Here is a 13,525-nt window from a genome sequence, read left to right on the forward strand (position 1 = left end):
ACCTGGAGCACACCCCATGAAAACCAAGCTGATTCTCACCCTTGCGCTGTCCGTACTGGCCGCCCAGGCCTTCGCCGCTGACGGTTTTGACCGCACCGGGTCCGCTGCCGCGATCCACCGCCAGGACATCGCGGATAGCACCCCGCCCGTCACTAACGGTCACGACCACACCGACCCGACGGCAGTCGCCAGCGATGGCAGCGATCACACCCGTTCGGCCAGTACCGATTGATCATTACTGGTATTTTCCACGGCCCGATTTCGATCGGGCCTGGTTGTGTCTGAAGCCACCGAAAACCGCCAGCAAACACAACATGTAGTGTAGAAACACAAAAAACGCTCGTTTTTTGATCAAAACAGCCAGCCGTCCGATTCATGCAAAAAAAATCTTCAGCGGCCAAAGCCCTGTAAACCCGCGTTCCCATGCGGCTATGCCACGTGCCACCCTCTTCGTGAGCTATTTCGCCGCACCACGTAGGCAAAAAACTCCTTATAATGCCGCCCTAAACGGGCCTGCAATATTCCTTTACAGGGATCACGCCAGCCTGAAGCCACGCAGAGGCCCTTGCCTCCTCGCGCTCGCCGCTGCTTCAGGACGTCCGTACATTTTTCTGTTTGTTGCCTGCGACAGCTGCAAGAAACGATTTTCCAAGATCCACCGCGGCCAGTAGGCCTTCACCGGGCATCTGGCCCTCACGCAGGAGACGACACGTCATGCTGAGCTGGGACGAATTCGACAAAGAAGACGGCGAAGTCGCCGTAAAAGGCGCCAACGCCGGCCACGCTTCTGAAGCCAACATGGACCGCCTCGACAGCGCCGGCGGTGCCGCCGCCCTCGAAGCCCGCGCCGTGACGGCCAGCGACTCGGCCGCGATCATTCGCGCCAAGGCCGCCCTCGACAAACTCGACATCGCCGAAGGCCTTGCCGAACTCGAAGGCGCTTCCGCCCGCGTCGCCGTCGATGAAAAGCGCATGATCAACTGCCGCGCCGACCTCAACCAGCTCGTGCCGTTCAAATACGACTGGGCCTGGCAGAAGTACCTGGACGGCTGCGCAAACCACTGGATGCCGCAAGAAGTCAACATGACCGCCGACATCGCCCTCTGGAAAGATCCGGAAGGCCTGACCGACGACGAGCGCCGCATCGTCATGCGCAACCTGGGCTTCTTCTCCACCGCCGACTCCCTGGTTGCCAACAACCTGGTCCTGGCCGTGTACCGCCTGATCACCAACCCGGAATGCCGCCAGTACATCCTGCGCCAGGCTTTCGAAGAGGCGATCCACACCCACGCCTACCAGTACTGCATCGAATCGCTGGCCATGGATGAAGGCGAAATCTTCAACATGTACCACGAGATCCCATCGGTCGCGAAAAAAGCCGCCTGGGGCCTGAAATACACCCGTTCGATCTCCGATCCGAAGTTCGAAACCGGCACCCCGGACACCGACAAAGAGCTGCTGCGCAACCTGATCGCCTACTACTGCGTCCTGGAAGGCATCTTCTTCTATTGCGGCTTCACCCAGATCCTCTCCATGGGCCGCCGCAACAAAATGACCGGCGTCGCCGAGCAGTTCCAGTACATCCTGCGCGACGAATCCATGCACCTGAACTTCGGCATCGACGTGATCAACCAGATCAAGATCGAAAACCCGCACCTGTGGGATGCTGAAATGAAGGAAGAAGCGACCCAGATGATCCTGCAAGGCACTCAGCTGGAGATCGAATACGCTCGCGACACCATGCCTCGTGGCGTGCTGGGCATGAACGCGGCAATGATGGAGGACTACCTCAAGTTCATCGCCAACCGTCGCCTGTCGCAGATTGGTCTTAAAGAAGAATACCCAGGCACCACGAACCCGTTCCCGTGGATGAGCGAGATCATGGACTTGAAGAAAGAGAAGAATTTCTTTGAGACTCGGGTGATTGAGTATCAGACCGGTGGTGCGCTGAGCTGGGATTGATTCCGAAGGAACAATCCTGGGCTGAACTACCCGCGACTTAACTAAAAACCCCGTGAAAACGGGGTTTTTAGTTTTTCTACAGAATCAAACTGCGTTTAACTCTGGAGCCGCCAGGTTACCTTTGCCTTACGAGAAACTCAGAATCGTCCGCATTGACGCTGTATCGCCTCGTTACCTATCGTATTCGCAGGTGCCTAAGAAACGCCCAACGTAGTAGCTGATCGCCGAACATAGGAGCGCGATTGTCCAAGGACATTCGTCATTCCGTGGAGGGCAACAGTTTGTTGGGATTTTTCTTACATCCTCTACGTCGGGCTCGCGCCGCTAACTTCATACGTAGAGGTCGTTATGCTCAAAAAAGAACCAGCCAGCTCTCCGTACACGTCGGAGAACGATCATGCCTGATGCTTACATTCCGGCAGTATTCACCCGCCTGAACGTCCACCTCCATGGCCTTCTTTTGGAAAACCAACCCTGGTTCTGTGCTCGGGATATCGGCCAATTGATGGGCGTTCACCTGAGCGACCGTTTGGTCAGCAAGCTGGACGAAGACCAGCGGCACGAGTTGTTGATTTGTTACCACGGCCAACCTGAAAAGCAATTGATGCTCAGCGAATCAGGTGTGTATGCCCTGTTGGTCTATCACTACGCTCCGGGGAATCGGTTGTTGCGCGAGTGGCTAACACATCAGGTGGTTCCAGCATTACGGGACGCACAAGCATCCAGAGACACTGAACGTCCGATGTTAAGCATCTTGGATTGGCCGGAGATGTCCTTAAGTCTGCTGCATTGGCAAAACGATGGTTGGATTCGGCTTCGGGACATGCCGTATCTGTTGCTCAATCGGACCCGAGGCCGGGCATTGGCGGCCAAGCCTTGGTGGCGTAGGTTGCTTGAGGTATTTCGCGTTTCTAGGCATTCAATGTCGTAGGACGCCACCGAACGAAGGCTCCACCTCTTCTGTAGGAATTTTCGTAGACAGCGCTAATGGCCAGTCAGTATCGTCCGAGGGTTTAAACCCTCGGCGATTGTATGGATACCCCAAAGGAAAAAAGCGGCTGGAGCGACGAAGAGCTTGAGGCTTCGGTTGATGCGTACTTGAAGATGCTGGACCGCGAGTTAAACGGCCAGACCTTTAGGAAGTCGGTGGAAAACCAACTTTTGCGTGACGGACCGCTGAGCAAGCGCAGCTCCTCGTCGGTTGAATATCGCATGCAAAACATCTCGGCGGTGTTGGAGCAGATGGGGTTGCGGCGAATCAGCGGCTACATGCCTGCCAAGAACATTGGTACGGGTGTGGCTCAGCGGATCCGCAAGGTGCTGGCTAATAAAGTGATACCTGGGACCGGAGAGACTGCTCCGACCGCTGACCACAAGACGTTGATCAGCCGGACCGTCAAGTTGCAAAAGAATGGGCTCAAGATCGAGCCATCAGGCAACTCGAATCCGCAGCAAGTCAGTACCACCACGACGTCTTACGTCCGGGATCCTAAAGTCCGCGCATGGGTTGCTGAGTTGGCTAAAGGTGTTTGCGAAGGATGCGGTCAGAACGCACCGTTCGAGGTGGACGGGTTGCCATTTCTTGAAGTGCATCATGTAAAGCATCTGGCTCAGAAAGGCTCGGACAGCATTACTAACGCGGTTGCGCTTTGCCCGAATTGCCATCGACGTTGTCATCTTGCCAGTGACAGAGAGGCCTTCACTTTGTCGCTGTATCAGAAGGTTGGTCGGCTGGTCATTGAGTGACAAACATCTTTTTTTGGACGGAAAAGAAAATATGGGGATATGTAATGACGAAAAAATAAAAAGTGAAGCCTTCGAGTCGATTCACAGCTCGGCCGAAGCGCTGCTGAAAATCGGCGCTATCGACCAGGTCGATATGCGGGAGTTCGACGAGACCTGCATGGCTGAAGTGCCTGCTGAAATCTCGGATCAAGAAGATTTGTTGGCAGTTATAGCTTGCCCTCAAAACCCTCAATGAGGTCCTCGGGGGTGCTGTCAGAATCCGCCGACATCGGAATGACCTCCTTCAACCGTCCAGGCTTGCGAACTTGCGGTGTATCGACATCCTGATAAGGCTTGCCGGTTTTGGTGATCACCACCTTTCGCCCCGCCCTGCACGCTTAGGAGGTTGAGAGCGCTGGGACTTTGCGCCATCACTCATTCGGTCGCCCCCTTGCCGTCATTCTTGGCCTTTTCAGTAGCTCGCGGAATAGCCACGCCATTGAGCCGCCTTGCGGACTGACGTTTCGGGCTGGCGCCGCGCACTGGCCCTTTTGAGGCAGGCGCTTGCTGCCCGAGTGGTGGCGCGGAAACGTTGGTGGCCGCCGTGGTCAGCCCCAGTCGCAGCCCGAACTTCCTCAGGATGGATTCGAGGGTGCTGAGGGTCGGGTTACCCTTGTCCTTCTCGATCTGGTACAGGGCCTTGGTCGACATCTTACACATGACCGCAAAGGTTTCCTGATCCAGGCCCGTCACCTCAAGCCGTAGCCGGCGAATAGCGGTTCCCAGGGTTTCGATCCCTGTCACATGCTGCATGACGATGTCGTCAATGATTTCCCTGCGCCGTTCACCGGTGTTCTCTCTCATCGAAGTTTTCCACTCTCTGTTTCCGGCAGTATATTGCCGGTTATCTGGAGGATCGGACTATAACCGGTATTATGATACCGACTGATCCAAGTTTGGTCCGTAAAACCGGGGCCGCTTCGCAGCCCAGCGGGAGCAAGCTCCCTCGCCACGGGTTGGTGTTAGGCCACAAGGGGATGGCCGGCTTGAGCAGGCTCGCTGCCACAGGAGACTGGGTTGTACACAAGCTCGATGAACACCCACGACCAGGGTGGTGCGAGCCTGCTCGCGATGAGGCCGGCACAGTCAACATCGATGCCCCAGGTTTTGCGGTGAGTTGAAACAAGGGGTGCAGCCCGCCGCGTCCTTCGGTATTAATACACCTCCCCTCAAGGACACGAGCCCCGATGAAATTCGATACCGCCTATTGCCTCAGCCTCGACACCAAGCTTTCGATCTATGACGTGCGGGATCTGAATTTCGACGAGACCATGGCATTCGATTCGGCCAAGGAGCGCTTTCAGTGCCCCAACGACGCCTGTCGGACGGCGTTTGATGAGGACAATCGGCTGACGACGCTCAACGCCAAGAACGTCAATTACATCCGCACGCCACATTTCAAGAATCAGCCAACGACCCAGCATATCGAGGGCTGTCCTTATGTCAGTCCGAAAACGCCGGGGTTGGGTGCGGAGAGTGTAGAGACGGAAACGGATGACGACCGCGAGGAGCATTTTCCATCGGAATTGTTGCTGACCCGGCGTCAGTACGTGCGCAAGCCATCCAATCCGTCGAAGGACGCTGGAGCAGCGACTCGGCCTACGTCGCCCACCCTATCGTCCCACCGTGATGACGCCCATGGCGCCCAGGATTCGACACCCGACAAGACCAGCGTCTTCGCCCATCCGGTGGAGTGTTTCGTGTCTAACTTCGCGGACAAGGACCTGCTCAAGCGCGTACCGCTGAAGATCGGCGAGCACACGGCGCCTTATGGATCGTTCTTCAAGAAGATCGAGTACCTGCTGGACAACAAGGGCTTGATCTACTGGGGCAAGATCAAGGAGATCAAGGATTACACCCAGAGCTTTCGCATCGATTTCGAAGCAAAGGTCTGGTTCAAGCAACCGGACGAGGCGAAGAAAAAGCCTTACTTGGTCAACGTTTACCTGAGCAAGAAGTTGATCGATAACTACCGCAAGCGCAAAGCGTTCCTGGCAGAGATCAAGCACGCGATCGACAGCGACGCGCCGTTGTATTGCTTCTTTTATGGCGTCACGCCGGAGTTCAAGCAGGTGCCGAGCAAGAAAAAACCCGAGCAGACGTTCGGGGTGTTCAGTGCCGATATCGAGAACCTGGATCACTTCATTGTCCGGGAAGCGCCGGGGTTGGGCGAGAAGTGACCTACTGTAGCACTACGCCTTTTCATTGCGTCTCTTGAGCGAGTTGCCGCTCAAACGCCCAAATCTCCCGTTTCACTTCCATGCGCCGCTCACGCGCCGCCTCGGCGGCCGAGTCATCCAAGCCACCATAACGCCGCAACCAGTGGACGATCATTTCTTCGTCCGGGTAGTAATAGTCCTTATGTCCCTTACTGTTTCTCGGGGTGTCGTTCATATTGCCGTCGAAGCGGCCTGCAGAGAACTCATCAGAGGGTAACGTGCCCCATTCGGCGGCGCAGCCCTCAAAAACCCAGGAAATCTCGTTGAGATGCTTTTGCGCACCGCGATGACCACGCTTGTAAAAAACGTACTCACCGCAACTTTTCTCAAAGCGCATCATCATCGGCTCGTCATCGACCCAGCGAAGAAGATCATGCTGCCCCGCGTGGCGCATCAGGCCATTGATCCATCGTTCGGAAAATCGCTGAACAAAACCTTCGACGTCGGCTTTTTTAGCACCGGCGAAAATCATGCAGTAACGGGTTTGCACGTGGATGACGAACAACACGTGCTTACGTTGCACAGTGATCACGTGAACCAACCATTGTTCGTCGAACTCACCAGGATCATCGTCCTCGATAACAGGTGATGGTGGTTTCCCCACTGGGGTAATTTTCTTGCCTTTGCTCACGCGGCTGAAAAAATTGCTGGCCGCTTCGGTGCAGTTGAAAATCAGCATTCAAATTCTCGGAAAAAATTAGAGAGGCGCTAGGCGTCGTCGGCCCATTCAATCTCGAAGGGTTGGCGAACAGCGTCAGAGACCCTTTCACGTAACTCTTCACTCAGAATCGTCAATTCCTGATCACTCAGCAGGTCGTACGCAATCAGCAATCTCAGAGATAAAGAGATGTCTCGACGTCGACCTACGTTGAACGCCATCGCCAAGCTCTTATCTCGATCTCGCATGAGGCGGTAGAGCGTGCGATATCGAGCGTGAGCTGATAAAGCTCCGTTCTGAGCCACCGTCTGGGCATCCGAAAGAACGCCTTGGCAAAAGCGCTCCAACGCCAGATCGCTAAGTTCGTTGTAATGCTTCCAGTCACTGTCGGATATCGCCATGCCACCCTCCTTCAACAAGACACCAAGCAACGCTGCACGGGGATTCTAGTGTATCGATATGTCCAGCATCACAACGACCAACAGCCCAATATAGACCCAAGCATGAAGCCTATCCGGTATCCGTCCGATCCACGGCGTTGCCAGGCGAATCCCCGCTAGCGCGCCGAGTATCAGTGCAGCGAAGGCCGTCAAGTCGACGTAACCGACAAACCACGGGCCGAAGTCTATCCCGGTGAAGCTCGCCAAGGCCATGTAGGTAGCAGTTCCGACCAGGGCTACCGGCAGGCTCAGCGGGTTAGCCATTGAAGTGCCTGGGACATGTTCAATCCGCAGCGACGCAGCAACGGCACGGTCATGACGCTGCCGCCTACTCCCAGGAATGTGGCGACGACGCCGATGGTTGCGCCGGACTATGACGAGGCTGGACGCGATGGAGCGCTGATCGAACTGCTGCTGCATGAGCTGCTGCGCAGCGCCCATCTACCACTGGACCTTCCACTGCCCAAGAATCCGCGCCTGCTCGGCCTGTGCCAGGCGTTTCTGGAACACCCCGACGCCCATGCCTCGCCCATGGGATGGGCGGCGCATTTGCATATCAGCCTGCGCTCGTTCAATCGCCTGTTCAGCCGGCAGACCACGCTGAGTTTCAGCCAGTGGCGACAGCAGGCGTGTGTCATGGCCGCGCTGGCCCGTCTAGCCGAAGGGGATTCGGTAACGCGCATAGCCCTGGATATGGGCTATGACAGCCCCGCTGCGTTTTCCACTATGTTCCGTCGGATATTGGGTCACGCACCGAGCGCCTGGCTGGAGAAAACCGCCGGTCATTAATCAAAAAAATGAGATTGATTGGGATTCAAAACAACTGTACAAAAACACAGTATATTTTTAATCCCACAGCTTTGGAGCACCCCATGGCCTCTCTCGCAATCAAAACCACCCTGGAACGCATCGCTGTCTATCAATTCACCCCTGCCCACAGCACACAGGCCCGAGCCATGCTGGGCTGGAGCATCGAAGAGTTGTCCCGTCAGTCCGGTGTGTCGGTCCAGGCGATCCGGCGCTTCGAGGCCGGTGGCGAGCTGCTCGACGTGACCCGCCTGGCCCTGGCCTTTCGCCTGGAGGCCGAAGGCTTGGTGTTCTTCCCCGGCTTTGCACCGGGGCGCGGCATGAACATCAAGGGCGCGACGCCAAATCCGATGGAGCGGCCCGATTACGCGATGATCGAATAAGCGTTTTCGCACCTGCGGTGTCAGGCCACGCCGGTCTGGTTCTGATAGGCCGAGGGCTCAACATCCAACCACCAGGCGCGTCCGCGTTGCGGTTGCGCCAGGGTGAATGCTTCACCCATCTGTGGCGTGGTGATGCAAACGTTGCGCTCCCAGGCCAAGGCCAGAATGCGATCGAAAGGTTCGTACCAGGCATGCATCGCCAGGTCGAACGTGCCGTTGTGGATCGGTAGCAGCCAACGGCCCTTGAGATCGATATGGGCTTGCAGGGTTTGCTCCGGCTGCATGTGGACATGGGGCCAATCGACGTTATATGCGCCGGTTTCCATCAGCGTCAGGTCAAAGGGCCCATAGCGCTCGCCAATGCGTTTGAAACCGTCGAAGTAACCGGTGTCGCCGCTGAAGAAGATGCGAGTCGCGCCGTCGATTATCACCCAAGAGGCCCACAGGGTGCTGTTGCTGTCGAACAGGCCACGGCCGGAAAAGTGCTGGGACGGCGTGGCGATGAACTCGATGCCGTCGACCTCGGTGCCCTGCCACCAGTCCAGTTGACGCACCTTGCTGGCCTCGATACCCCACTTGATCAGGGTGTCGCCCACGCCCAGGGGCGTCAGGAAGTGCTTGGCCTTGGCGGCAAGCGTGAGGATGGCCTGGTAGTCGAGATGATCGTAATGATCGTGGGAAAGAATCACCGCTTCGATGGGCGGCAAGTCGTCCAGGCTGATGGGCGGCTGATGAAAACGCTTCGGACCTACCCATTGCACAGGTGATGCGCGCTCGGAAAAAACCGGGTCGGTCAGCCAGAACTTGCCCCGCAACTTGAGCAACACAGTGGAATGGCCGAGGCGGAAAACACTGTGGTCCGGCGCAGCCAGCAACGCAGCGCGAGTCAACGGTTGGACGTCGATGGCGCCCGCGGGCCGGGTGGTGCTCGGCTTGTGGAAGATCATGTTCCAGATGATCCGCAGGGTGGTGCCAAAACCTTCCCGGGGGGTAAAGGCGTGGTTGTGATACTTGCCCTGTTCATGCCGGGATGAACGCGGTGCAGACGAGCTGTCGGTCGCAAGAGAAGGAATGGTCATGGTGCGATAACTCCAAGGACGTCTTCGCCATTGCGCCTCGCCGTTAGGGGACGCTGGATGGCCGTGTTGGCACGCTAAGCCGCTGGGCGGATACAACTACACCACTCGGTGTAGTTTCCTAGATTGCATCAATGCCTGGAGCAAGTAAACTACCGAGTGTAATTTCCCCTTTCTCACCCGACGAATGCCCATGACCGTACCGCAACGCCTTACCGAGCGAAAACGCGAAGCCATTCTCCAGGCCGCCATTGCCGAATTTCGCAGTCGCGGTTTCGAGATCACCAGCATGGACAAGATCGCCGCGACGGCCGGAGTTTCCAAACGTACGGTGTACAACCACTTTCCGAGCAAGGAAGAACTGTTTGCCGAGATCTTGAATCGGTTGTGGAACAGCATTACGGCGGAGCAGGACAAGGCCTACAGCTCGCAGACGCCTCTACGCGAGCAATTGCAGGCGTTGCTGCAGGCCAAGCTGCACATGCTGGCGGACGAGAATTTCCTCGACCTGGCGCGTATTGCCATCGCCGCTACGATTCATTCTCCTGAGCGGGCCCAGGACATGGTGGCGCGCATAGGGGAGCGCGAAGAGGGGCTGACGGTCTGGATCCGCCAGGCCCAGGCTGATGGCCGTTTGAAACCCGTGGACCCGGCATTTGCCGCGCAGCAGGTGCAGGGGCTGCTCAAGACGTTCGCGTTCTGGCCCCAGGTTTCCATGGGCCAGCCAAGCCTGACCCAGGATGAGCAGGCGCAGGTGATCGAGTCGGCCCTCGACATGTTTCTGGCCCGTTATCTGGCCTGAGAAAAGCGTCACTGCGACGATGGGTTGCTGACAAACTTCTGGTGCATCTCGGTGGTCAAGGTATCGATCCGCTCGGTCAATGCCTTGGTCATTTCCGTCAGGCGAGTGTTCTGCTCCAGCAATTCGAGCAACTGCGCCGTGTTGTGCGCCGCCTGGGCCTGCCGCTCACTGTTGGCGATCGCCAAGGCTTCGCGGTGTTACGCATCGGCTTCCGCCTGGGCTTTGTCCCGGGCTGCCTGGCGGGTTTGCGCCAACAGGATCAGCGGGGCGGCATAGGCCGCCTGCAAGCTGAAAGCCAGGTTGAGCAAGATGAACGGGTACGCATCGAAATGAACGACCCCGGCCAGGTTCAGGCCCATCCACACCAGCACAATCAGGGTTTGGGCGCCGAGGAATGTCGGCGTCCCGAAGAACCGCGCGAACGCCTCCGCGCGCAGCGCGAAGCGATCATTGCCGAAGGTCGGCGCCAGATGCGCGTGAGGGCGATGAAAACGCAGGTGATCCACTGGAGCGGCGGAAGTGGGTTGGGAGGAATTCGTCATCGTGATGTTCTCTGCCTGGACTGGAGCTGACGCTCACTATAACCGCTGGGACGTCATCTCCCATCGAGCGACGCTCGATTAAAGTTCGCGCAATTGCAGGTTGCGCCCCAGCTCATCGAACAAGGTCACCACCGAGCGCAAGGCGCGGCAATCCGGGCGGGTCAGGAGCCAAAGCGCCGTGTCATACCCGGCCAACGGCTCACCCAGCGGCACCAGCCCCTGGTGCTCGCCGAGCAGAAAGTCCGGCAACGCCGCCACTCCCAAACCAGCCCGCACCAGTTCGGTCACCGAGAGCATGCTGTTGCAGCGATAGGCTGGCATGACGCCGGGGAGATGCTGGCGGCGCCAGGTCACAGTGGGGTGGTCAGGGAGAAAATCGTCCGGGGCGATCCAGGCCATGGTGGCCAGATCGTCCGCCTTCATCGCATGCAGGTACGTGGCGCTGGCACAGACCCGGTAAGCCACCTTGCCCAGGTTTCGCCCGACCAGGTGCTCCGGCGGCGTACGGGTCAATCGCAAGGCAATGTCGGCGTCGCGACGGCTCAGGTTGGCGAAATCGTTCGACGTGCTCAGTTCGAGGGCCAGCGCCGGATAAGCGGGCATGAAGCGCGCCAGTGCCGGCAGCAACAACGCTTGCAGGACTGAGTCGGAGCACGTCAGGCGAACCGTCCCGCTGATAACCGCACCGCCCTGCTCCACTCCCACCCGCGCGGCCTCCAAGGCTTGCTCGGCGCGTTCGGCCTGTTCGGCCAATGCCTGGGCCAGGCTCGTGGGCAAGTACCCGGAACGGCTTTTTTCGAACAGGGGCTGGCCCAAGGCCGACTCCAGCCGGCGTACCGAACGAAAGACCGTCGACACGTCCACATGCAACAGGCGCGCGGCCCGGGCCAGCGAGCCGCCGCGAACGAGCGCCAGGATCAGGGAAAGATCGGGGTAGTCCAGACGATAGTGCGTTGCTGCATTGATCACTTGGGTAAACGCCAATATTGCTTGCGTGAACGCCAATCTATAGTGGCGACCAGGAATCAACAAGCGGCGAGTCTCACATGGAAAATCAGCGTGCCTTGCACATCGCCCTGGTCGGCGATCACGACCCACACATCACCGCCCACCGGGCGATTCCCATCGCCCTTGAACAGGTCGCCAGCCACACCGGCCTGGACGTTCACTTCCAGTGGCTGGCGACGGACCTCATCATCGATGACGCTGCACTGAATGCGTTCGATGGCATCTGGTGTGTACCCGGCAGCCCGTATCGAAGTGAAGACGGCGCCTTGCGAGCCATTCGTTTTGCCCGCGAACAGCGTCGCCCTTTCCTGGGCACTTGCGGCGGTTTTCAACACGCGGTGATGGAATATGCCCGCAATATGATGGGCTGGGCCGACGCGGCCCATGGCGAGACAAGCCCCCACGCCGAACGCGCATTGTTGACGCCGTTGAGCTGCGCCTTGATCGAGACCTTCGACAGCCTTCGACTCGATGCGGATTCGTTGATTGCCAAGGCCTACGGTCGGCAGACCGCCTTCGAGGGCTATCACTGCCGCTTTGCGGTCAATCCGGATTTTGAGCAGGATTTGCTCAACCAGCACCTGCACGCCGTCGCCCGGGACTCGGCCGGCGACCTGCGGGCCGTGGAACTGCGTGATCATCCGTTCTTTGTCGCCACATTGTTCCAACCGGAACGTGCGGCGTTGGAGGGCCGTGTGCCACCGCTGGTCAATGCCTTTGTCCAAGCCTGTGCGAGGAAAACGCCATGAGTGCCCATTATTACGCAGTGATTTTTACCTCACAGCGCACCGACGGGGACCAGGGTTACGCCGCTGCCGCCGAGCGCATGGTGGCCCTTGCCCGGGAGCAGCCCGGATTTCTCGGCATCGAATCGGCCCGCGGTGAAGATGGCCTGGGCATCACCGTGTCCTACTGGGACAGCGAAGCGGCCATCCTGGCCTGGAAGCAACATCCCGAACACAGCGCGATCCGCGAGCGTGGCCGTTCCACCTGGTATACCCACTTCCATACGCGGGTGTGCAGGGTCGATCGGGATTATGCGTTTCACCGTCCAGCCTAGTTATAGGGTTTGCTCGCGACAGCGGTGGGTCAGCGGGTATCCGTGCTGAATGTGCCGTCGTCATCGCGAGCAAGCTCGCCCACAGGTTTTTGGGCTCGCCATGCTATTCGCGTTTCACCACCGATCTCTGTGGGAGCAAAGCTTGCTCGCGACAGCGGTGGTTCGGCTGGCATCTGTGCTGAACATATCATCGTCATTGCGGGCAAGCCTTGCTCCCACAGGGCTTTGTGTAGGCCACGGTATTGCCGTCTCTGGTGGTCAACTCAGCAGGACTCAGCCCGCCACCAACTGCCGCATCGCCAGAATCTCCGGCAGGTCGCTACGCGCCATGTACACCCGCAAAGGTTCGGTGAGGTTGAGACGGTCGTCGATGTTCTGGTCCAGCAACAGCTGGATACGCTCGCGCTTGAGGGCCATGGTGCCGTTTGCGGCCGGGGTCCAGACGAATTCGCAGGTGGGGATGATGCCGTCGTCGGCCACGTCCATGCCGAAGGCGTCTTCGCTGAACCGCACGATGTACTGGCCGGTCTTGCGGTTCAAGCCAACGAACCCCTTGAGCTGGTCAGCGGCCTGGCAGATGAATGTCGAAGTGGTGCTCATGGTAAACCTCATGGATGCGTCTCTGGGGACGTCTGATCGATGGTTTACACGCAGGGCAAGCGAACACTGGGTTCAAGGTTTCCCTCTGCCGGGGAAACTGATGCGGCCAAGGGTACTGCAAAGCGGCTGGGGATTGCGTGGGAAAAATCTTCTTTGCACATGTTTATGTCGGCCTGACGATAG

At 58.2% G+C, this 13,525-nt stretch carries 16 protein-coding genes and 3 pseudogenes; 11 read left to right on the top strand and 8 right to left on the bottom strand.

The window, feature by feature from the left end:
* Nucleotides 1-16 precede the first annotated feature (16 nt).
* From ACODSJ_RS03605 to ACODSJ_RS03625, 5 genes are all read left to right on the top strand, one after another.
* Nucleotides 17-232: a hypothetical protein gene (locus ACODSJ_RS03605; protein WP_489100420.1), complete on the top strand. Its 216-nt coding sequence runs from the start codon at nt 17-19 to the stop codon at nt 230-232.
* 482 nt (nt 233-714) lie between these two features.
* A complete protein-coding gene (locus ACODSJ_RS03610; RefSeq protein ID WP_489100421.1) occupies nt 715-1,962 on the top strand; it encodes a ribonucleotide-diphosphate reductase subunit beta in 1,248 nt (415 codons plus the stop codon).
* Nucleotides 1,963-2,359: 397 nt separating this feature from the next.
* A complete protein-coding gene (locus ACODSJ_RS03615; protein WP_489100422.1) occupies nt 2,360-2,893 on the top strand; it encodes a BRO-N domain-containing protein in 534 nt (177 codons plus the stop codon).
* Between the two features lie 101 nt (nt 2,894-2,994).
* The gene (locus tag ACODSJ_RS03620; RefSeq protein WP_489100423.1) at nt 2,995-3,708 is read left to right on the top strand and encodes an HNH endonuclease; all 714 of its coding nucleotides are present in this window, start codon (nt 2,995-2,997) and stop codon (nt 3,706-3,708) included.
* Nucleotides 3,701-3,943, top strand: coding sequence for a DNA-binding protein (locus tag ACODSJ_RS03625; protein ID WP_489100424.1), 243 nt, complete (start codon nt 3,701-3,703; stop codon nt 3,941-3,943). The genes ACODSJ_RS03620 and ACODSJ_RS03625 overlap by 8 nt, the downstream gene beginning before the upstream one ends.
* A 179-nt stretch (nt 3,944-4,122) precedes the next feature.
* On the opposite strand, the gene ACODSJ_RS03630 is transcribed toward ACODSJ_RS03625, so the two are convergent.
* Nucleotides 4,123-4,551, bottom strand: coding sequence for a helix-turn-helix domain-containing protein (locus ACODSJ_RS03630; RefSeq protein WP_489100425.1), 429 nt, complete (start codon nt 4,549-4,551; stop codon nt 4,123-4,125).
* Between the two features lie 383 nt (nt 4,552-4,934).
* Between ACODSJ_RS03630 and ACODSJ_RS03635 the strand changes: the two genes are divergently transcribed.
* A complete protein-coding gene (locus tag ACODSJ_RS03635; RefSeq protein WP_489100426.1) occupies nt 4,935-5,927 on the top strand; it encodes a hypothetical protein in 993 nt (330 codons plus the stop codon).
* 22 nt (nt 5,928-5,949) lie between these two features.
* Here ACODSJ_RS03635 and ACODSJ_RS03640 read toward each other — a convergent pair whose 3' ends face one another.
* The 3 genes and pseudogenes from ACODSJ_RS03640 to ACODSJ_RS03650 all read right to left on the bottom strand — a co-directional run.
* Entirely contained in the window at nt 5,950-6,645 is a 696-nt protein-coding gene (locus tag ACODSJ_RS03640) for a DUF6933 domain-containing protein (RefSeq protein ID WP_489100427.1), read from the bottom strand.
* Nucleotides 6,646-6,674: 29 nt separating this feature from the next.
* Nucleotides 6,675-7,025 (bottom strand): hypothetical protein, encoded by a 351-nt coding sequence (locus ACODSJ_RS03645; protein WP_489100428.1) that lies wholly within the window; start codon nt 7,023-7,025, stop codon nt 6,675-6,677.
* A gap of 45 nt (nt 7,026-7,070) precedes the next feature.
* Nucleotides 7,071-7,432 (bottom strand): annotated as a pseudogene (locus tag ACODSJ_RS03650) (TSUP family transporter); the annotation flags it as partial.
* Between ACODSJ_RS03650 and ACODSJ_RS03655 the strand changes: the two are divergent.
* Both ACODSJ_RS03655 and ACODSJ_RS03660 read left to right on the top strand, forming a co-directional pair.
* Nucleotides 7,425-7,853, top strand: a pseudogene (locus tag ACODSJ_RS03655) (helix-turn-helix domain-containing protein); the annotation flags it as partial. The pseudogenes ACODSJ_RS03650 and ACODSJ_RS03655 sit on opposite strands and share 8 nt — an antisense overlap.
* 83 nt (nt 7,854-7,936) lie before the next feature.
* Entirely contained in the window at nt 7,937-8,254 is a 318-nt protein-coding gene (locus ACODSJ_RS03660) for a helix-turn-helix domain-containing protein (protein WP_489100429.1), read from the top strand.
* A 20-nt stretch (nt 8,255-8,274) separates the two neighbouring features.
* Here the strand turns inward: ACODSJ_RS03660 and ACODSJ_RS03665 are convergent, their stop codons facing one another.
* Nucleotides 8,275-9,333, bottom strand: a complete 1,059-nt coding sequence (locus tag ACODSJ_RS03665) for an MBL fold metallo-hydrolase (RefSeq protein WP_489100430.1) — start codon at nt 9,331-9,333, stop codon at nt 8,275-8,277.
* 190 nt (nt 9,334-9,523) lie between these two features.
* On the opposite strand from ACODSJ_RS03665, the gene ACODSJ_RS03670 reads away from it, so the two are divergent.
* Nucleotides 9,524-10,132, top strand: coding sequence for a TetR/AcrR family transcriptional regulator (locus ACODSJ_RS03670; protein WP_489100431.1), 609 nt, complete (start codon nt 9,524-9,526; stop codon nt 10,130-10,132).
* An 8-nt stretch (nt 10,133-10,140) separates the two neighbouring features.
* On the opposite strand, the pseudogene ACODSJ_RS03675 reads toward ACODSJ_RS03670, so the two are convergent.
* Together ACODSJ_RS03675 and ACODSJ_RS03680 are read right to left on the bottom strand one after the other, a co-directional pair.
* A pseudogene (locus tag ACODSJ_RS03675) lies at nt 10,141-10,674 on the bottom strand (DUF1003 domain-containing protein).
* Nucleotides 10,675-10,752: 78 nt separating this feature from the next.
* Nucleotides 10,753-11,706, bottom strand: a complete 954-nt coding sequence (locus ACODSJ_RS03680) for a LysR family transcriptional regulator (protein ID WP_489100432.1) — start codon at nt 11,704-11,706, stop codon at nt 10,753-10,755.
* Between the two features lie 14 nt (nt 11,707-11,720).
* Here ACODSJ_RS03680 and ACODSJ_RS03685 point away from each other — a divergent pair, with 14 nt between their 5' ends.
* On the top strand, nt 11,721-12,431 hold the full coding sequence (locus tag ACODSJ_RS03685; RefSeq protein ID WP_489100433.1) for a CTP synthase C-terminal region-related (seleno)protein: 711 nt from the start codon (nt 11,721-11,723) through the stop codon (nt 12,429-12,431).
* Nucleotides 12,428-12,742 (top strand): antibiotic biosynthesis monooxygenase family protein, encoded by a 315-nt coding sequence (locus ACODSJ_RS03690; protein ID WP_489100434.1) that lies wholly within the window; start codon nt 12,428-12,430, stop codon nt 12,740-12,742. Before ACODSJ_RS03685 ends, ACODSJ_RS03690 begins: the two co-directional genes overlap by 4 nt.
* Before the next feature lie 273 nt (nt 12,743-13,015).
* On the opposite strand, the gene ACODSJ_RS03695 is transcribed toward ACODSJ_RS03690, so the two are convergent.
* On the bottom strand, nt 13,016-13,342 hold the full coding sequence (locus tag ACODSJ_RS03695) for a DUF2025 family protein (protein ID WP_489100435.1): 327 nt from the start codon (nt 13,340-13,342) through the stop codon (nt 13,016-13,018).
* Between the last annotated feature and the right edge of the window lie 183 nt (nt 13,343-13,525).

This window comes from Pseudomonas sp. FG6 (assembly GCF_057809015.1).